Annotated in this window: 18 protein-coding genes; 11 read left to right on the forward strand and 7 right to left on the reverse strand. The window is 73.1% G+C overall.

Translation table 11 applies throughout. The features are described from left to right. Positions 1-181 precede the first annotated feature (181 nt). Both ACN9MM_RS31330 and ACN9MM_RS31335 read left to right on the forward strand, forming a co-directional pair. A complete protein-coding gene (locus ACN9MM_RS31330; RefSeq protein ID WP_426367083.1) occupies positions 182-712 on the forward strand; it encodes an MmpS family transport accessory protein in 531 nt (176 codons plus the stop codon). Positions 713-833: 121 nt separating this feature from the next. Continuing rightward, positions 834-2,375 (forward strand): NCS1 family nucleobase:cation symporter-1, encoded by a 1,542-nt coding sequence (locus ACN9MM_RS31335; RefSeq protein WP_426367084.1) that lies wholly within the window; start codon positions 834-836, stop codon positions 2,373-2,375. Here the strand turns inward: ACN9MM_RS31335 and ACN9MM_RS31340 are convergent. Next, positions 2,329-3,132: a serine protease gene (locus ACN9MM_RS31340; RefSeq protein ID WP_426367085.1), complete on the reverse strand. Its 804-nt coding sequence runs from the start codon at positions 3,130-3,132 to the stop codon at positions 2,329-2,331. The genes ACN9MM_RS31335 and ACN9MM_RS31340 overlap by 47 nt on opposite strands. 462 nt (positions 3,133-3,594) lie before the next feature. Next, positions 3,595-4,662, reverse strand: coding sequence for a lipoate--protein ligase family protein (locus ACN9MM_RS31345; RefSeq protein WP_426367086.1), 1,068 nt, complete (start codon positions 4,660-4,662; stop codon positions 3,595-3,597). 112 nt (positions 4,663-4,774) lie between these two features. Between ACN9MM_RS31345 and ACN9MM_RS31350 the strand changes: the two genes are divergently transcribed. The 6 genes from ACN9MM_RS31350 to ACN9MM_RS31375 all read left to right on the forward strand — a co-directional run bounded on the left by ACN9MM_RS31350 (position 4,775) and on the right by ACN9MM_RS31375 (position 10,708). After that, on the forward strand, positions 4,775-5,611 hold the full coding sequence (locus ACN9MM_RS31350; protein ID WP_426367087.1) for an inositol monophosphatase family protein: 837 nt from the start codon (positions 4,775-4,777) through the stop codon (positions 5,609-5,611). 81 nt (positions 5,612-5,692) lie between these two features. Beyond that, a complete protein-coding gene (locus ACN9MM_RS31355; RefSeq protein WP_426368868.1) occupies positions 5,693-7,096 on the forward strand; it encodes a phytoene desaturase family protein in 1,404 nt (467 codons plus the stop codon). A 10-nt stretch (positions 7,097-7,106) separates the two neighbouring features. Continuing rightward, positions 7,107-7,727 (forward strand): L-threonylcarbamoyladenylate synthase, encoded by a 621-nt coding sequence (locus ACN9MM_RS31360; protein WP_352022011.1) that lies wholly within the window; start codon positions 7,107-7,109, stop codon positions 7,725-7,727. A 137-nt stretch (positions 7,728-7,864) separates the two neighbouring features. Further along, on the forward strand, positions 7,865-8,629 hold the full coding sequence (locus ACN9MM_RS31365; protein WP_426367089.1) for a metallophosphoesterase: 765 nt from the start codon (positions 7,865-7,867) through the stop codon (positions 8,627-8,629). A gap of 77 nt (positions 8,630-8,706) precedes the next feature. Next, positions 8,707-10,185, forward strand: coding sequence for an AlkA N-terminal domain-containing protein (locus ACN9MM_RS31370; RefSeq protein ID WP_426367090.1), 1,479 nt, complete (start codon positions 8,707-8,709; stop codon positions 10,183-10,185). Positions 10,186-10,207: 22 nt separating this feature from the next. After that, positions 10,208-10,708, forward strand: a complete 501-nt coding sequence (locus tag ACN9MM_RS31375; RefSeq protein ID WP_426367091.1) for a methylated-DNA--[protein]-cysteine S-methyltransferase — start codon at positions 10,208-10,210, stop codon at positions 10,706-10,708. 50 nt (positions 10,709-10,758) lie between these two features. Here ACN9MM_RS31375 and ACN9MM_RS31380 read toward each other — a convergent pair whose 3' ends face one another. Next, entirely contained in the window at positions 10,759-11,478 is a 720-nt protein-coding gene (locus ACN9MM_RS31380) for an SIR2 family NAD-dependent protein deacylase (protein WP_426367092.1), read from the reverse strand. 64 nt (positions 11,479-11,542) lie between these two features. Here ACN9MM_RS31380 and ACN9MM_RS31385 point away from each other — a divergent pair, with 64 nt between their 5' ends. After that, positions 11,543-11,746: a type II toxin-antitoxin system VapB family antitoxin gene (locus tag ACN9MM_RS31385; RefSeq protein ID WP_093873280.1), complete on the forward strand. Its 204-nt coding sequence runs from the start codon at positions 11,543-11,545 to the stop codon at positions 11,744-11,746. Positions 11,747-11,779: 33 nt separating this feature from the next. On the opposite strand, the gene ACN9MM_RS31390 is transcribed toward ACN9MM_RS31385, so the two are convergent. Continuing rightward, complete coding sequence (locus tag ACN9MM_RS31390) at positions 11,780-12,847, reverse strand: ADP-ribosylglycohydrolase family protein (protein ID WP_426367093.1); 1,068 nt, start codon at positions 12,845-12,847, stop codon at positions 11,780-11,782. Positions 12,848-12,890: 43 nt separating this feature from the next. Continuing rightward, on the reverse strand, positions 12,891-14,585 hold the full coding sequence (locus ACN9MM_RS31395) for a BCCT family transporter (RefSeq protein WP_426367094.1): 1,695 nt from the start codon (positions 14,583-14,585) through the stop codon (positions 12,891-12,893). A gap of 112 nt (positions 14,586-14,697) precedes the next feature. Here ACN9MM_RS31395 and ACN9MM_RS31400 point away from each other — a divergent pair, with 112 nt between their 5' ends. After that, positions 14,698-15,849 carry a glycerate kinase gene (locus ACN9MM_RS31400; protein ID WP_426367095.1) on the forward strand — a complete coding sequence of 384 codons (1,152 nt, stop codon included), beginning with the start codon at positions 14,698-14,700 and terminating at the stop codon, positions 15,847-15,849. A gap of 479 nt (positions 15,850-16,328) precedes the next feature. Continuing rightward, positions 16,329-17,336: a GNAT family N-acetyltransferase gene (locus ACN9MM_RS31405; RefSeq protein WP_426367096.1), complete on the forward strand. Its 1,008-nt coding sequence runs from the start codon at positions 16,329-16,331 to the stop codon at positions 17,334-17,336. Positions 17,337-17,409: 73 nt separating this feature from the next. Here ACN9MM_RS31405 and pssA read toward each other — a convergent pair whose 3' ends face one another. Both pssA and ACN9MM_RS31415 read right to left on the reverse strand, forming a co-directional pair. Then, entirely contained in the window at positions 17,410-18,276 is an 867-nt protein-coding gene (gene pssA / locus ACN9MM_RS31410) for a CDP-diacylglycerol--serine O-phosphatidyltransferase (protein ID WP_426368869.1), read from the reverse strand. After that, positions 18,269-18,925 carry a phosphatidylserine decarboxylase gene (locus ACN9MM_RS31415; RefSeq protein WP_116158044.1) on the reverse strand — a complete coding sequence of 219 codons (657 nt, stop codon included), beginning with the start codon at positions 18,923-18,925 and terminating at the stop codon, positions 18,269-18,271. The genes pssA and ACN9MM_RS31415 overlap by 8 nt, the downstream gene beginning before the upstream one ends. Between the last annotated feature and the right edge of the window lie 158 nt (positions 18,926-19,083).

The following is a 19,083-nucleotide window of genomic DNA, read 5'->3' on the forward strand; positions in this document are numbered from 1 at the left end:
ACGGCGGGGGGATTGTTCATCACGGAGCCGACGGCCCGTCAAGTGCACACGCAATTAGGGCATTTCAAGGGGTCGAGTTGCGAAGGTGCGCGCGCCTTGCCGGACTTGTCGTTCGCCTGGCATTCACGGATTCCGATGGTGTATAACCCAGGCCGAATTCGCCTCGACCGAAAGTGCGGCCATGTCCACGACGGAGCAACTGGAAGAACCGGCAGAGCGGGAAGGGCTTGAGGAGGTGGAGGGGCCCGAGGAGGTGGAGGGGCCCGAGGTCTCGCCCGTCTCGCGCCGCCGCCGGGGCATCGCCGTCGGGGCCGTACTGCTCCTCGTCTGCGGGGCGTTCGCCACGTACCGGCTCGTCGATTCCCGCGACAGCTCCGCCGCTTCCGCGCAGGACGCATCCGCGCGGACCGTCGCCGCCGCCGAAGTGACGTACGAGGTGCTCGGCGAGGGCACCGCCGACATCTCCTACCGGGGGTCGGGCGGCGAGGGGACGGCCGTGGTCGCGAACGTGGCGCTTCCGTGGAAGAAGACGGTGAGCGTCCCCGCCGGCGCCGCTCCGATCGTCCAGGTAACCCTCGGCGAGAAGGGCGGCACGGCGAGCTGCACCCTCGCCGTGCACGGCCGCCACGTCCAACGTGCCACCGCCAGCGGGTCGTTCGGGCGCACGGCGTGTGGTGGCGGGACACCCTCGGCGGACGAAGGAGCCCGCTGAACGGGCTAACCGGCCCTTCCGACTCCCTTGACGCCCCTGCCCCGCAGGACAAGACTCCGCACGGTCAAGAACCCCACGCCCCGCACGGCCTCGTTCCGTCCCCGAACGAAGGGTTCCGTCCATGACCGCAACCGCGCCCTCCGGCAGACCCGGCGTTCCCGCCGTCGCCGAAGGCCGTGTCGAGCTCGCGCCCGGCACGGCCCCCGCCGACCCCCGCTTCGTCAACGACGACCTGCTGCCCGTCCCCGTGGCCGGGCGCCGCTGGACCACGTACAACTTCGCCGCCCTCTGGGTCGGCATGGCCCACAACATCCCCTCCTGGATGCTCGCCTCCGGTCTCGTCGCCCTCGGCATGGACTGGAAGCAGGCCGTCCTCACCATCGCCCTGGCCAATGTCGTCGTCCTCGTCCCGATGCTGCTCACCGGGCACGCCGGGCCGAAGTACGGCATCCCCTTCCCCGTCCTCGCCCGTGCTTCCTTCGGACTGCGCGGGGCGAACCTGCCCGCCCTCGTCCGGGCCGGCGTCGCCTGCGCCTGGTTCGGCATCCAGACCTGGATCGGCGGCCAGGGCGTCTTCGTGCTGCTCGACAAGGCCTTCGGTGGCGGCTGGGCGGAGGCGTCGAAGGTCGGCGGCCAGCCGTGGACCCTGTGGCTCTGCTTCGTCCTCTTCTGGGCGCTCGAACTCGCCATCATCTACCGGGGGATGGAGGCCCTGCGCCGCTTCGAGAACTGGGCCGCGCCCTTCGTGATCGTCGGCGCGCTCGCCCTGCTCGTCTGGATCACGGTCGAGGCGGGCGGCCTCGGTCCGCTCCTCGACCAGCCGTCGAAGCTGGGCTGGGGAGCCGACTTCTGGGCCGTGTTCTTCCCCGCCCTCATGGGCATGATCGCCTTCTGGGCGACCCTGAGCCTCAACATCCCCGACTTCACGCGCTTCGGCGCGGGTCAGCGCGCCCAGGTGTGGGGGCAGAGCCTCGGACTCCCCACCACCATGACCCTGTTCGCGCTGCTCTCGGTGCTCGTCACCTCCGGGTCGCAGGCCGTGTACGGGGCGCCCGTCTGGGACCCGGTGGCGCTCGCGGCGAAGACCGACAACGTCTTCGGGCTGTTGTTCGCCCTGGTGACGGTGCTCGTCGCCACCCTCTCGGTGAACCTCGCGGCGAACGTGGTCTCACCGGCGTACGACCTGGCGAACCTGGCACCGAGGATCGTCGACTTCCGTACGGGCGCGCTGATCACGGGCGTCGTCGGCGTGGTCATCATGCCGTGGAAGCTCACCGCCACCCCCGAGCTGTACATCTTCACCTGGCTCGGTCTGGTCGGCGGCCTCCTCGGCACCGTCGCGGGCATCCTCATCGCCGACTACTGGCTCGTCCGCCGGACCGTCCTCGACCTCGATGGCCTCTACCGGGCAGACGGCCCCTACTGGTACCGGGGCGGTTGGAACCCGGCGGCCGTCCTCGCCTTCGTGGTCGGCGGCGTCCTCGCCGTGGGCGGCTCGCACTCGGCGCCGGGCACCGGCCCGTTCCCGGAGGACGGACTGATCCCCTTCCTCAAGCCGCTGGCGGACTACGGCTGGGCCGTGGGCCTCGTCGCCGCGCTCCTCCTGTACACCGTCCTCATGAGGCGCGGGGGAGCTTCCCGGCCGTCCTCCCGATCCAGCTGAGGTAGGACCAGACCCGGGTGTTCACGGCGGGGGTGTCGGTCGCGCACCCCTTCCCGTACGAGACCAGACCGACGACGTACGGCGTCCCCGCGACCGTGTGAACCAGGGGACCGCCGGAGTCGAACTGGCAGGTGTCCCGCCCCGGCGCGTACGTGCACAGCTGGGCGGCGGTGACCTGGGACATGCCCCGGGCCTCGCACGTCGGGCTGCTCATGGTGGAGAGGACCACGGACCGCAGGACGTCGGAGGTGCGGCCCCCGAAGGAGGTGGTGCCCCAGCCGGGGGCCTCGACCTGCGTGTGGTCGAAGGTGCCGTGGGCGTACCGGGAAGGCAGGGCGACCGGCCGTACGTCGCGGTTGAACGCGACCGGCGCGGCCAGCCGGATCAGCGCGATGTCGTCGCGCTGGGTGGCCGGGTCGTAGCCGGGGTGGGGGAGGAAGGCCGCCGGTGTCGCGAGCACGGCGTTCGGGCTGTCGTCCGCGCGGGTCAGGTCGTGGTCGCCGAGGAGCACTCCCACGCGCGCGGTGCTGCTGTACGAGCCGGTGAGACAGTGCGCGGCGGTGAGCACGTACCGCTCGCCGACCAGCGCGCCGCCGCACATGACCCGCCGCTCGTCCAGATCCACGAGCCCCACCATGAAGGGGTACTGATGGGGCCGCGCCTCCTGACCGCCGACGACCGCGTGTGCGGGAGGCGCGATGCCGGGGGGACAGACGGCCATGACCGCCCCAGCGACCGCCACCAAGAGCTTCCTCATCCGTCGCACCTGACCTCCGCACCGCCGACAACCGTGACCGGGCCGTGCAGATGCTGTGCGGAGACGTTTCCGCACGTCCGCCGGGGCCCGCGTGGGCATCAACGAGGCGACGCCGAGGGGGTCACGGGCCCGACGCGACCGATGCGCCGCCCCCCGTTGTGGGCAGGCGTTCCGCCGGGGCGATGGGGGTCCCCCCTGCTCGAGCGAAGCCGAGAGCTTGGGGGAGGGTGGGCACAACGGACGGCGCCCTTGCCGGCGCCAGAGGCTTACGTGCCTGGACCCGCACCCGTTGCGCACCGAGCAATGGGTGCGGGTCCAGGCACAGGGAGCGGAGGCGCCCGCACAGGGCGCCGTCCCGTGTGCCCACCCGTCCCGCCCCAGCGGGACGATTGCCCACACGGCGGTGGGCAACGGGCCCACTCGGCAGCGGGGCACCGCCCCGCCCCGCGCGGGCCTACGCGGCTACGGCACCCGGGACGTCCATTCCGGTGTGCCGAACTTCGACTCCGCCAGGTGCTTCGCGCGGGTCAGTTCGTCCTCCGTGACGCGCCCCTCCGTAAGGCCGTAGCGGTTCCGGAAGGAGGCGATCATCCGCTCGATCACCGTCTCGCGCGGGAGACCGGTCTGGCGGCGGAGCGGGTCCACGCGCTTCTTCGCGCTCTTCGTGCCCTTGTCGGAGAGCTTCTCGCGGCCGATGCGCAGTACCTCCGTCATCTTGTCCGCGTCGATGTCGTACGCCATCGTCACGTGGTGCAGCACCGCGCCCTCGCCCGCCACGAGCCGCTTCTGCGCCGCTCCCGCGATCTTGCCCGCGTCCGTGGCGATGTCGTTGAGCGGCTGGTACCAGGCGCAGATCCCCATGTCGCCGAGCGCGCCGAGCACCCAGTCGTCGAGGTAGGCGTAGCTGTCCGTGAAGGACAGTCCCTGGACCAGGGCGTCGGGGACGGAGAGCGAGTAGGTGATCGTGTTGCCGGGCTCGATGAACATCGCCCCGCCGCCGCTGATCCGGCGCACCACCTGGATGCCGTGCCGATGAGCCGCCTCCGGGTCGACCTCGTTGCGCAGGGACTGGAAGCTGCCGATCACCACCGCCGGCGCGCCCCACTCCCAGACCCGCAGGGTCGGCGGGCGGCGGCCGGCCGCCACCTCGGCGGTCAGGACCTCGTCGAGCGCCATGTGCAGCGCGGGGGACTGCGGCGGTTCGTGGATCAGCTGCCAGTCGTAGTCGGTCCAGTCCGTGGCGTGCGCGAGGGCGCGCCGTACCGCGATGCCGACGCCCTCCGTGGTGAGGCCGAACATGTGCGTGCCCGGCGGGAGTGCCGCGTCGATGCGCGCCGCGAGCCCCGGGGCGTCCGTGTCGGCCGGCGCGCCTTCGAGGGCGCCGTCGATCGTGAGGATCGCCTCGTCCGGTTCCAGGAAGAAGTCGCCCGCGACCCGGACGTTCCGCAGGACCCCGTCCTCGGTGTCGAGGTCGACGACCACCAGTTTTCCGCCGGGGACCTTGTACTCGCCGTGGTACGCGCCGTGCACGGAACCCTCCCTGCGTGTAAGGGGTGAACTCGGCCAAAGGGTACTCCCCCGGGAAACGGAGGGTGACAAGTGCGGCATTCCGGTTGTCAGCGCCCCGTGCTTAGCTGGGCGCATGATCGAAGACTTCCTTGAACACGTGCTCGGCGGCCGTACGACCGAGGTGGAGGAGGCCGTCCGCAAGGCGGCCGCCGCCGAGATCATGCCGCGGTTCCGGCAGCTCACCGCCGACGACATCGTCGAGAAGAACGGGCCGCACGACCTGGTCACCGTCGCCGACCGGGCCGCCGAGGCCCACCTCACCGCGTCCCTCACCGCCCTGCTGCCCGGTTCCGTGGTCGTCGGTGAGGAGGCCGTCCACGCCGATCCCGCCGTGTACGAGGCGCTGCGCGGCGACGCCCCCGTGTGGATCGTGGACCCGGTCGACGGCACCCGTCAGTTCGTCCACGGCGACCCCGCCTTCTGCACCCTCGTCGCCCTCGCCCACCACGGCGAGATCCTCGCCTCCTGGACCTTCGCCCCCGCCCTGGAGGAGTTCGCCGTCGCCGTGCGCGGCCGCGGCGCCACGCTCAACGGCCGGGCGATACGGTCCGGTTCCCCGGCGCCCGGCGCCGTCATCGAGGTCGCCACCTCGCACCCCGACTACACCACCCCGGACCAGAAGCGGGCCCTGCTCGGCCTCGCCGTCGACGGTGTCCGTCCGCGCCCCTGCGGCTCGGCCGGTCTGGAGTACCTCGCCATCGCGCGCGGGGCGCTGGACGGCACCGCCTTCAGCTGGGAGTACGCCTGGGACCACGCCGCAGGACTGCTCCTGGTCGCCGAGGCGGGTGGCGCGACCACGACGGTCGCGGGGGAGCCGTTCCGCATCGCCGGGGGGAACGCGCTGCCGTTCACGACGGCCCGGGACGCGGCGACCGCCGAACGGATCAGGACGCTCCTCGGGGGCGCGTGAGGAGCGTCCCGCCACCCGCCTATCCTGGAATCCTTGGCCATCGGCTGACGAAGGAGTCCGAAGGTGACGAACGAGACGTCGATGCTCGATGCCGTCGTCGTGGGGGCGGGGCCCAACGGACTGACGGCCGCCGTCGAACTGGCCCGGCGCGGCCTCTCCGTGGCCGTTTTCGAGGCCAAGTCCACCATCGGCGGCGGCGCCAGGACCGAGGAGCTCACGCTCCCCGGCTTCCGTCACGACCCGTGCTCCGCCGTGCACCCGCTCGGCGCCGGCTCGCCCGTCTTCAAGACGATGCCGCTCGACCGGTACGGCCTGGAGTGGCTCCACCCCGAACTGCCCATGGCCCATCCGTGGGACGACGGCACCGCCGCCGTGCTCGCCCGCTCCGTCGCCGAGACCGCCGCCTCCTTCGGCCCCCGTGACGCCGGGACGTACCGCAGGCTCGTCGCCCCGTTCCTCGGCAAGTGGGACACCCTGGCGAGCGACTTCATGCAGCTGCCGCTCACCGCGCTGCCCCGCGATCCGGTCACCCTCGCCCGTTTCGGTCTCGCCGGACTCCCGCCGTCCACATGGCTGATGCGAAGGTTCCAGGACGAGAAGGCCCGCGCGCTCCTCGCCGGACTGGTGGGCCACGTCATCGCCCCGCTCAGCGGGTTCGCGACCGGCGCCGTCGGCCTGGTCTTCGCGCTCGCCGCGCACGCGGGCGGCTGGCCGATGCCCCGGGGCGGCTCGCAGTCCATCTCCGACGCCCTCGCCGCGTACCTGAAGGACCTCGGCGGCGCCGTCCACACCGACTTCGAGGTCAAGCGGCTCGACGACCTGCCGCCGGCCCGCGCCTACGTCTTCGACACCTCGCCCACCGCCCTCGCCCGCATCGCCGGCTTCGGCGGGCACTACGACCACTACAAGTACGGCGCCGCCGTCTTCAAGATCGACTACGCGCTCGACGGGCCCGTGCCCTGGACCGCCGAGGAGGCGCGCCGGGCCGGCACCGTCCAGGTCGGCCCCACCGCCGGCGAGATCGGCACCGCCCTGCGCGAGGCCTCCTCCGGCACCGCCCCCGACGCGCCCTTCCTCATCACCTCCCAGCCCAGCCTCGTCGACCCCTCCCGCGCCCCCGAGGGCAAGCACGTCTTCTGGGCGTACGGCCACGTCCCGAACGGCTGGCGCGGCGACCTCACCGAGGCGATCGAGCGTCAGATCGAGCGCTTCGCCCCCGGCTTCCGCGACCGCGTCCTCGCCCGCGCCACCTCCGGCCCGGCCGAACTCGCCGAGCGCAACGCCAACTACGTCGGCGGCGACATCGCCTGCGGCGCCGCCCGGGGACTCCAGCTCCTGCTGCGCCCCACGCTCTCCCTGCGCCCCTACGCCACCCCGCACCCGGCGGTCTTCCTCTGCTCCTCCGCGACCCCGCCCGGTCCCGGCGTGCACGGCATGTCCGGGCACAACGCGGCGAAGGCCGTATGGCGGAGCCTGCGAAAATAGACTGCCCCCCATGGCCAAGTACTTCGACGTGCACCCCGACAATCCCCAGCCCCGCACCATCGGCGCGGTGGCCGACTCCATCCGGAACGGGGCGCTCGTCGCGTACCCGACCGACTCCTGCTACGCGCTGGGCACCCGGCTCGGCAGCCGCGACGGCATCAGCCGCATCCGCTCCATCCGCGACCTCGACGACCGGCACCACTTCACGCTGATGTGCGCGAACTTCGCCCAGCTGGGCCAGCTCGTGCACATCGACAACGACGTCTTCCGCGCGGTCAAGGCGTCCACGCCCGGCGCGTACACCTTCATCCTCCCGGCGACGAAGGAGGTGCCGCGCCAGCTCCTCCACCCCAAGAAGAAGACCGTCGGCGTCCGCATCCCCGACCACGTCGTCACCCAGGCGCTCCTCGCCGAACTCGGCGAACCGCTGCTCTCCAGCACCCTGCTCCTGCCCGACGAGGCCGAACCGCTGACCCAGGGCTGGGAGATCAAGGAGCGGCTCGACCACCAGGTCGACGCGGTCCTCGACTCCGGCGACTGCGGCACCGAACCCACCACCGTCGTCGACTTCTCCAGCGGCGAGCCCGAGATCGTCCGCCGGGGCGCAGGCGACACCACCCGCTTCGAGTAGACGCCGGACGAGCGGTCGCGGGAGACGGCCGGTCGTGAGCGGTCCACCCGTCCCGAAGCGGCCCTTCCCGGCCGCCTCGTGATCACCGTACGGTCGCGTGAACGCCCGTTCCCGCGCACCCACGGAGGCCCTTCCGCATGATCGTCATCGCCCACGTCAGCGACGTCCACATCGACGGCGAGCGGCGCAGCCAGGACCGCACCCGCGCCGTCCTGCGCTACCTGGAGGAGCTGCCGTACGACCTGGCGGCCGTCCTCGTCACCGGGGACGTCGCCGACCACGGGACCCCGGACGAGTACGCGGTGGCGCGGGAGCTGCTGACCTCGCGCCACCCGCTGCTCGTCTGTCCCGGCAACCACGACGACCGCGCCGCCTTCCGCAAGGGCCTCCTCGCGCAGGAGACGCCGGTACGAGGACACGCCCCCGTCAACCAGGTGCTCCGCGGCGAGGGCTTCGTCATCGCCCTCTGCGACTCCTCGGTACCGGGCGAGGACCAGGGCCTCCTGGAGGACGAGACGCTGGAGTGGCTCGACGGCGTCCTCGCCTCCACCCCGCACGAGGTGCCCGTCCTGGTGGCCTTCCACCACCCGCCGGTCCCGCTGCACACCCCGTACGTGGACGGGATCCGGCAGTTCGGCGAGGAGCGGCTCGCCGCCCTCGCCGGCCGCCACCCCCACCTGACGGCGTTCCTCGCGGGCCACGCCCACACGGCCGCCGCCACGACCTTCGCCGGGCGCCCGCTGCTCGTCGCCCCCGGGGTCGTCTCCGCCCTCCGGCTGCCCTGGGAGCACCCGGGCCGCGAGAACCCGCACGTCCACCTCGACCTGCCGCCCGCCCTCGCCTTCCACGTCCTCGGCGAGGACGGCCGTCTTACCACCCACTACCGGACCGTCACCGCCTGACCACGCGACGACCGGGGGCGGACGTCCATGTCGTTTTCTCGCCAGCCCGTGCGCCGTCCGTCCCCGATCCTGGAACCATGCACACCGACACCGAGCGCTGCGTACGGGCCGTCCAGTCGAAGGAGGCCCGCTTCGACGGCGTGTTCTTCACCGCCGTCCGCACCACCCGGATCTACTGCCGCCCCAGCTGCCCGGCCGTCCCGCCCAAGCCCGAGAACATGGAGTTCCACCCCAGCGCCGCCTCCTGTCAGCGCGCCGGCTACCGGGCCTGCAAGCGCTGCCGGCCCGACACCACCCCCGGCTCGCCCGAGTGGAACGTCCGGGCCGACGCCGTCGCCCGCGCCGTACGGCTCATCCAGGACGGTGTCGTCGACCGCGAGGGCGTCCCCGGCCTGGCCCGGCGGCTCGGCTGGTCCACCCGCCAGATCGAACGCCAGCTCCTCGCCGAACTGGGCGCCGGACCGCTCGCCCTGGCCCGCGCCCAGCGCGCCCAGACCGCCCGGCTGCTCATCGAGACCACGCCGATGCCCTTCGGCGAGATCGCCTTCGCCGCCGGCTTCTCCTCCATCCGCACCTTCAACGACACCGTCCGCGAGGTCTTCGCCGTCACCCCCGGCGAGCTCCGCGCCCGCGCCTCCCGCCGCCCACCGGCCCAGCCGGCCGGCGCCCTCTGCGTCACCAACCTCCGGCTGCCGTTCCGTGCCCCCCTGGAACCCTCCAACCTCTTCGGCCACCTCGCCGCGACCGCCGTCCCCGGCGTGGAGGAGTGGCGCGACGGCGCCTACCGGCGGACCCTGAGCCTCCCGTACGGACACGGCATCGTCGCCCTCGCCCCCCGCGACGGCCACATCGCCTGCCGGCTCTCCCTGACCGATCCGCGCGACTTCACCCACGCGATCAGCCGCTGCCGCCGGCTCCTCGACCTCGACTCCGACCCCGTCGCCGTCGACGAACGGCTCCGCGCCGACCCGCTGCTCGCCCCGATCGTCGACAAGGCACCCGGCCGCCGGGTGCCCGGGACCGTCGACCCCGCCGAGTTCGCCGTCCGGGCCGTCCTCGGCCAGCAGGTCTCCACCGCCGCCGCCCGCACCCACGCCGCCCGCCTCGTCACCGCGCACGGCGTCCCCGTCGACGACCCCGAGGGCGGACTCACCCACCTCTTCCCCGGCCCCGACGCGCTCGCCGCCCTCGACCCCGAGACCCTCGCCCTGCCGCGCAGCCGCCGCACCACCCTCCTCACCCTCGTCCGGGCCCTCGCCGACGGCTCGCTGCCGCTCGGCCCCGCCGACGACCGCGAGGAGGCCCGCGCCCGGCTGCTCGCCCTGCCCGGCTTCGGCCCCTGGACCACCGAGATCATCACCATGCGGGCCCTCGGCGACCCCGACGCCTTCCTCCCCGGCGACCTCGGCGTCCGCCGCGCCGCCGAAGGGCTCGGCCTGCCCGGCACCCCGGCCGCGCTCACCGCCCGCGCCGCGCACTGGCGGCCCTGGCGCGCCTACGCCGTCCAGTACCTCTGGGCGACCGACGACCACCCGATCAACCTCCTGCCCGCGTAACGGACCGTTAGGACCCCGCTCCATGCCCGCCATCCAGCACACCGTCGTGGACAGCCCGTACGACCCCCTGACCCTCGTGGCCGTCGACGGGGTCCTCAGCCGCCTCCACATGACCGGACAGCGCCACCGCCCGCCCGAGGAGACCTTCGGCGAACCCGACCCGCGCCCCTTCGGCGAGGTGATCCGCCAGCTCGACGCCTACTTCGCCGGCGAACTCACCGCGTTCGAACTGCCGTTGAACCTGATCGGTACGCCGTTCCAGCTGCGGGTCTGGGAGCAGCTGCTCCGCATCCCGTACGGGGAGACCCGGACGTACGGTGAACTCGCCGAGGAGCTCGGCAGCCCCGGCGCGTCCCGGGCCGTCGGCCTCGCCAACGGCAAGAACCCCGTCGGCATCATCGTCCCCTGCCACCGGGTGATCGGGGCGAGCGGCGGCCTCACCGGCTACGGCGGCGGCCTGGACCGCAAGCAGCGGCTCCTCGCCTTCGAATCGGGTACGGCGGAACCGGACGCCCTGTTCTAGGGGGCCCTGTCGATCAGGCCGGGCTCGCGGCGTGATCGACGAGACGCCCCCTAGCGGAGCCGGTCGAGCAGCGCGGGCAGCGCCGTCCCGATCGGCTCGCGCACGACCTCGTCGGCGACGGGATCGTACGGGGTGGGTTCGGCGTTCACGATGATCAGGCGGGCGCCGTGCTCGGCCGCGATCCCCGCGAGGGAGGCCGCCGGATTCACCTGGAGGCTGCTGCCGACCACGACGAACACCTCGGTCGCCTTGGCGATCGACAGGGCGGTGCCGAGCACCACCGGATCGAGCCGCTGCCCGAACATCACCGTCGCGGCCTTCAGGATCCCGCCGCACGCCCGGCACGCGGGGTCGTCCTCACCGGCCCGCACCCGGTCGAGCGCCTCCTCCATCGACGACCGCGCGTGACAGGCCGTGCACACCACCGACCGCGCCGAGCCGTGGAGTTCGAGGACCTTCCGGGCGGACACCCCCGAGGCCTGGTGCAGCCCGTCCACGTTCTGCGTGATCACCCGCAGCGCGTTGCCGCTCGTCCGCTCGTACGCGGCGATCGCACGGTGCGCCCCGTTCGGCTCGGCGCCCAGCACCGGACCGTCGAGCCGCATCCGCCACGAGAGGCGGCGGATCTCGGGGTCGGCCATGTACGGCCCGTACGTGACGAGCCGCTCGGCCTCGGGGTCCTGCCGCCACACGCCGTTCGGGCCCCGGTAGTCGGGGATGCCCGAGTCCGTGGAGATGCCGGCACCGGTGAAGATCGCGACCATCGTCATGCGGAGACCCTAGGCACCGCGGAACCGCTCCCGCGAGCGGGTTTCCCGGTGCTAGGTTCCCGCCATGGCCAAGGTGAACATCGGTCTTGACGCCGAACTCGTCGTGGAAGTCATGGTTCTCGCCGGCATCGGCAACCCGCAGGACGCCGTCGAGGCAGTGGTCCGCGACTACATCGCCCGCGGCCACCGCACCGAGGCGCGGGCCGTCAGCCGCGACGAACCGCAGCGCACCGGCGAGATCGTCCCGCCGGAGCCCCCGCAGGGCTGACCGGCGACCGCCCCGTGGACCCGGAGCCGTCCGTCACCCCGCCCGCTCGGCCAACGCCAGCGTCCGTTCCGCCAGTTCGCTGATCCGTACGCCGTCGAAGCCGAAGACGGCACTGCGCACCCGGTCCCGCAGCGGCTCCGACCACTGCGGAGGGATCGCGGCCGCGCCGCAGCGGACCCCGGCGACCGAGCCCGCCGTCGCCCCGTTGGAGTCGGTGTCCAGGCCGCCGCGGACGGTCAGGGCGATCGTGCGAGTGAAGTCGCCCTCCCCGTGAAGGAGTCCGGCCGTCAGCACGCCCGCGTTCGGGACGGCGTGGATCCAGCCGAGGCCCGCCGTCCGCTCCGCGAGCTCGTCGAGGGTCTCCGCCCAGCCGAGCCCCGACTCGTACAGCGCGATCGTGCCCCGTACGGTCCGGGCGAGCCGGCTGCCCGCCGGCACCCGCTCCAGACTCGTCTCCAGGGCCGAGCGCACGTCCGGCGCGGTGAAGGCCGCCGCGATCAGCGCCGCCGCCCACATCGACCCGTACACGCCGTTCCCGGTGTGCGAGAGGACCGCGTCCCGGCGGGCGAGCGAGGCCGCCCGGCGCGGGTCGGCCGGGCAGGTCCAGCCGTAGACGTCGGCGCGGATCAGCGCTCCGATCCACTCCTGGTACGGATTGTCGTACGTGGCCGTCAGCGGCGGCCGCAGCCCGTCGGCGAGGTTCCGGTAGGCGACCCGCTCCGCCGTGAACGTCTGCAGGTACGGCAGCCGCAGCAGCCACTCCTCGCCGACCTGCTCGGTGGTGAACGCGGAGCCGTACGTCTCCAGGAGGTGCAGGCCCAGGACCGACCAGTCGACGTCGTCGTCCCGGCAGCTTCCGTCGATCCCGCCCCGCACGCACCGCTCCCACTCGGGCCGCAGCTCGAAGCCCTCCGCCCCGGGCGGCGGGGGAGGGAGGTAGTCCGTCAGCGGGAGGGCCCCGGTGAGCCGCAGGTACGCGTCGATGCGCTCCCGGGTCCAGTGGTCGCCGCGCTCCACGGGCTTGCCGAGCATGTTCCCGGCGATCCGGCCCGTCCAGCCGCCCAGGATCCGGTCCCGGAGTTCTCCGTGCGCGAAGGCCATACCTCCGGTGTACCGAACCGGGCGTGGGAGCGCGCGCCGGGACTCAGCGCCCTCCCTCGGGAGGCTCTCCGTCGGCACCTGCCACTGGCGCCCGCCGCAGCCGGTCGTCAAGGTCTCCGCCCCGCTCCGTCATCGCCTCACCGACCAGCGTCCGCACCGCGTCCCGCAGCCCGTGCAGGGCGTGGTGCCGGGCCGGGCCCGCCCCCGGGTCCTCCCGCAGCTCCTTCAGGAGCGCGAAGCACAGCACCAGCATCACGACCACGAACGGGAGCGCCACCAGGATCGTCGCCGTCTGCAGCGAGGACAGGCCGCCCGCCACGAGCAGCACCGCCGCCACGGCGGCCATCAGGACGCCCCAGGTCACCACGAGCCACGTCGGCGGGTGGAGCGAGCCACGGCTCGTCAGCGAACCCATCACCAGCGAGGCCGAGTCCGCGCTCGTGATGAAGTACGTCATCACGAGCAGCATCGCGATCACCGACGTGACCGTCCCGATCGGCAGCGCGTCCAGCATCGTGAACAGCGAGGCCTCGGCGCCGTCCTTCAGCGCCGTCGCCAGGTCCGCCGCGCCGGTCGACTGCAGCCGGATCGCGGTCCCGCCCATCACGCAGAACCACAGCACCGTCGCCCCCGACGGCACCAGCAGCACCCCCACCAGGAACTCCCGGATGGTCCGTCCGCGCGAGATCCGGGCGATGAACGTGCCGACGAACGGCGCCCAGGACAGCCACCACGCCCAGTAGAAGATCGTCCACGCCCCCGCCCACTCACGGTCGGTGAACGCGCCGGTCCGGCTCGCCATCGGCAGCAGCTGGTCCAGATAGCCGCCGACGGACGCCGGGATCGTGTCCAGGATGTACACGGTCGGGCCGAGCAGGAACACGAACAGCATCAGGCAGGCCGCGAGGACGATGTTCAGCGTGGACAGCCACTTCACGCCCTTGTGGAGCCCGGAGAAGGCCGAGAGGACGAAGGCCGCCGAGAGCGCCACGATGATGATCAGCTGCGTGGCCGTGGTGTTCTCCACGTCCATCGTCAGGTTCAGCCCCTCGGCGACCTGGAGGGCGCCCAGGCCCAGACTCGTCGCCGTGCCGAACACCGTCGCGAACACGGCGAGCAGGTCGATCGCCCTGCCCGGCCAGGAGGCCGCCCGGCGCGCCCCCATCAAGGGCACGAAGGCCGAGCTGAGCCGGTTCCCCCGGCCCTTGCGGAAGCCGGCGTACGCGAGCGCGAGGCCCGCGATGCCGTAGATCGCCCACGGGGTCAGCGTCCAGTGGAAGAACGAGTACTCCAGGGCCGTCCGGGCCGCCGCGCCCGTCCCCGGCGCGACCCCGCTGGCCGGGGGAGGGAACAGGAAGTGCGTCAGCGGCTCCCCGACCCCGTAGAACATCAGGCCGATGCCCATCCCCGCGCTGAACATCATCGCGATCCACGCGACGTTCGTGAACTCCGGCTCCGAGTCGTCCGCACCCAGCCTGATCCGGCCGAAGCGGCTCAGCGCGATCACCAGGCACAGCACCAGGAAGGTGTCCGCGGCGACCACGAACAGCCAGGCGAAGTTCGCCAGCACCCACTTCAGGGCGGAGGAGGACGCGCTGTCGAAGGAGTCCTCGCCCAGCGCCGCCCAGCCGACGACGGCGACGACCGCCGCGATGCCGATCCCGATGACCGTGCCGTCGGGCCTGCCGTCGTGCCCGCTGCCGGGCCCGCCATCAGGAATGATCTCTTCCGCGCTCATGCGACCCCACTATGGTGCGGAATATCGCCTCATCAGGGGGTGGCACGCCGTCTGGCGGTACGGATAGGCTCCCCCTCGGCGCGACTGCACGTTCGAAAGCAAGGGATGCAAGGTGACGGACGGAGCAGCAACTCAGGTCGCTCACGTGCTCGTGGCGGCCGACAAGTTCAAGGGCTCGCTCACGGCCGTGCAGGTCGCGGAGCGGGTCACAGCAGGACTGCGACGGGTCGTCCCCGAGCTCACGGTGGAGACCCTCCCCGTGGCGGACGGCGGCGACGGCACCGTCGCGGCGGCCGTCGCGGCCGGTTTCGAGCGGCGCGAGGTCCTGGTGACGGGCCCGCTCGGCGAGCCGGTCACCGCGGCGTACGCGCTGCGCGGCACCACCGCGGTCGTCGAGATGGCGGAGGCCTCGGGCCTCCAGCTCCTCCCGCCCGGTGTGTTCGCCCCGCTGACGGCGACGACGTACGGCTCCGGCGAGCTGCTCCGCGCCGCCCTCGACGCCGGTGCGACCACGCTCGTCTTCGGTGTCGGCGGCAGCGCCACCACCGACGGCGGCTCCGGCATGCTCGCCGCGCTCGGCGCCCGCTTCCTCGACGCGGCCGGTGAGCCCGTGGGCCCCGGCGGCGCGCCCCTCGCGGACCTCGCCACGGCCGACCTCAGCGGCCTCGACCCGCGCTTCGCCTCCGTCGACCTCATCCTCGCGAGCGACGTCGACAACCCGCTGACCGGCCCCAAGGGCGCCCCCGCGGTCTACGGCCCCCAGAAGGGCGCCACCCCGGACGACGTCCGCACCCTCGACGCGGCCCTCGCCCACTTCGCCACCGTCCTGGAGAAGGCCGTCGGCCCCCGGGCCGCCGAGGCCGCCGTCGCGCCCGGCGCGGGCGGTGCGGGCGGCATCGGATACGGCGCGCTCATCCTCGGAGCGAGCTTCCGGCCCGGCATCGAGCTGATGCTGGAGGTCCTCGGCTTCGCGCCCGCCCTGGAGCGGGCCACGCTCGTCATCACCGGCGAGGGCTCGCTCGACGAACAGACCCTCCACGGCAAGGCCCCGGCCGGCGTCGCCGCCGCCGCCCGCGCCGCCGGCAAGGAGGTCGTCGCGGTCTGCGGCCGCCTCGCCCTGCCGCCCGAGGCCCTGGGCACGGCGGGCATCCGCCGCGCGTACGCCCTCGCGGACCTGGAGCCGGACCCTGCGAAGTCCATGGCGAACGCGGGCCCGCTGCTCGAAGAAGCGGCATCGAACCTGGCCCGCGACTTCCTGTCGTAACCCGCCCCCACGCGGGCCCGCGCGGGGGTTGCGCGGCGCGCCCGCGCCCGCGTGCGCCCGCGTCCGGTGGGACGGCGCCCCGACGCGCCCCGTGTGCGGCCCGCGCCAGCTGCCGTGTGGGGCCGTCGCCCACCGCCGTGTGGGCAATCGTCCCGCTGGGGCGGGACGGGTGGGCACACGGGACGGCGCCCTTTGCGGCGCCTCCGCTCCCTGGGCCTGGACCCGCACCTCAGTGACGGTGCACGGGGTGCGGGTCCGGGCGCGTAAGCCTCTGGCGCCGGCAAGGGCGCCGTTCCGTTGTGCCCACCCTCCCCCAAGCTCTCGGCTTCGCTCGAGCAGGGGGGACCCCCATCGCCCCTTGCGGAACGCCTGCCCACAACGGGGGGCGGGGCGCAGCCCACGACGGGGTGGGGCGCAGCCAACGGCGGCGGTGGGGAGATCGTCACCTGCCGGAAACACCGCGGTGTGAGGCTCTCCCCATGATGACTGCCCCACACATCGAGGAGAACCGCTCCCACCCCCGCCTCCCCGCCCTGCTCGGCGCCTACCACCTGGGCAACCAGGCCGAGAAGGGCACGGTCGTGGCGTCCGTCGGCGAGCTCCCGGCCGTATACCGGGCCGAGGCCGAGGACCCGGCCGCCGCGTTCGCCGCCGACGCCGTCCTGCTCGCCACTGCGCCCGGCGCGGACGAGCCGGCCGGCTGTGTCGTCCTCAAGGCCCCCCGCGAGGGCCGCGCGCCCGAGATCAAGCGGCTCTGGGTGGAGCCCGGGGCACGCCGGAAGGGGCTCGCGAAGGCCCTCATGGCCGAGGCGCTGCGCCGGGCCGCGGCATCCGGTGCCTCCGCCGTACGCCTCACCGTCTGGAACTGGCGGGAGGAGCCGCTCGCCCTCTACCGGAGCCTCGGCTTCGAGACCGTCGCCTCCTGGGACGACCGCCCGGACCTGCTCTGCCTGGAGCGCCCGCTCGACATGGTCGAGCGGCTCTCGCCGGAGGCCGTACGCGCCCACGCCCCGGCCGGACTCGCCGAGCTCCTCGTGGACGCCGTGGACGGCGGGGCCTCCGTCGGCTTCCCGGGGCCCCTGGACCCGGCCGAGGCGGCCTCCTGGTGGACCGGGGTCGCCGAGGAGGCGGCGAGGGGCGTACGGGACGTCTGGGCCGCCCACGGGCCCGACGGGCGCCTCACCGGAGTCGTCACCCTCGTCCGCGTCGGCGCGGCCAACGGCCGGCACCGCGGCGAGATCGCCCGGCTTCTCGTCCACCGCTCCGCCCGCGGCCGGGGTCTCGGGCGCCGGCTGCTCGCCACGGCCGAGGCCCACGCCGCCGCCACCGGCCTCCGCCTGCTCGTCCTGGACACCCAGACCGACAGCCCGGCCGAGCGCCTCTACCGGGGGGCGGGCTGGACCCCCGCCGGGACGATCCCGGACTTCGCCGCCGACCCGTCCGGCACCCTGCGTGCCACCACGCTCTACTACAAGCGCCTGCCCTAGGTGTCCTGCCCCGGGCACGCGAAAGGGCCCCGGGAGGCTCGTCGCCTCCCGGGGCCCTTTCGTACGTCTTCCGCTACGGCAGCTGTGCCGCCCGCGCCTCCCGGCTCTCACGCCGGTTGCCGCGGAAGGTGTTCACCCGGCGGGCCGTCGCGAAGAGGGGGATCACGGCGCCCAGCACGACCTGGAGCGCGCAGCCGGTCTGGAGCAGGAACGCCCCGCCCGGGGCGTCGAACGCCCAGGCCGCCAGCATGGCCATCGCGCCGACGATCCAGCTGAGCATCGCCACCGCGAGGACGCCCCTCGGCTTCGGGTACTCGACCCGGCTGACCATCAGCCACGCCACTCCGATGATCGCGAGCAGCGTCGGGATGAAGGGCAGCTCCAAGAGCACGATCGAGACGACCGTCAGCGCGCCGAACGGGCTCGGCATGCCCTGGAACATGCCGTCCTTCATGGTCACGCACGAGAATCTCGCGAGCCTCAGCACCACGGCCAGCAGGACCACGATCGCGGCCACCGCCGAGACCTTCTGCTGCGCGTCGTCCGCGACCATGCCGTACACGAGTACGAAGTAGGCCGGGGCGAGACCGAAGCTGATCAGGTCCGACAGGTTGTCGAGCTCGGCGCCCATCGGCGAGCTGCGGAGCTTGCGCGCCACGATGCCGTCGAAGAGGTCGAAGATCGCCGCGGCCAGCATCAGGATCACGGCGGTGGCGGCGCTGTTGCGCGCCATGCCGGTCTCGCTGCTGCCCGTCAGGTGCGGGATGAGGATGCCGGTGGTGGTGAAGTACACCGCCATGAAGCCGCACGTGGCGTTACCGAGAGTGAGGGCGTCCGCTATGGACAGCCTCAACGACAGCGGCATCTCCTCGGCGTCCTCCGCCGTCTCCGACTCGCCGTCGGCGACCCAGTCGGCGGCCCGTGTGTCGGGATCAATCACGGTCAATGCGAGTCACCCCCGCTGTGGTGGCCTGGCCGACCTCGACCGCGACCTCGACACCCTCGGGGAGGTAGATGTCGACGCGCGAGCCGAAGCGGATCAGACCGATACGGTCACCCTGCTCGACCTTCGTCCCCTGCGGGATGTACGGGACGATCCGCCGGGCGACGGCGCCCGCGATCTGGACCATCTCGATGTCGCCGAGCTCGGTGTCGAAGTGCCAGACAACGCGCTCGTTGTTCTCGCTCTCCTTGTTGAACGCCGGAACGAACCCGCCGGGGATGTGCTCCACCGACGTCACCGTGCCGGCCAGCGGCGCGCGGTTGACGTGGACGTTCAGCGGGCTCATGAAGATGGCGACCCGGGTGCGTCCGTCCTTCCACGGCATGATGCTCTGCACCACACCGTCGGCGGGGGAGATGACCCGGCCCTGAGCGATCTCGCGCTCGGGGTCGCGGAAGAACCACAGCATGCCGGCCGCGAGCGCGGTGGTCGGCACGGCGATGGCCGCGGCGCGCTTCGACTTCCGGGCGCGCACGAGGCTGAGCGCCGCGGTGGCGACGGTCGGCAGAAGCCACGGCGATGCTCCGCGTGCGATGCGTACGCCCTTGGGGCTGTCGCGGTGTGCAGAGGTTTGGCTGTGGGGCATGGATGACCTTCGTAGCGGATGATGCCGCACTGGCAACAGGGGGACGGCGGCTTTCCGGCGATGCTATCGGTTGCGGGCCGCAACTGGGCAAGCCAGGAACAGAGTCGACGGCCGGAAGACGAACACAGGGTGTGATCTTCTTCGCGGCCCAATCGACC

It is taken from the genome of Streptomyces sp. E-08 (assembly GCF_049913095.1).
GTDB lineage: Bacteria > Actinomycetota > Actinomycetes > Streptomycetales > Streptomycetaceae > Streptomyces.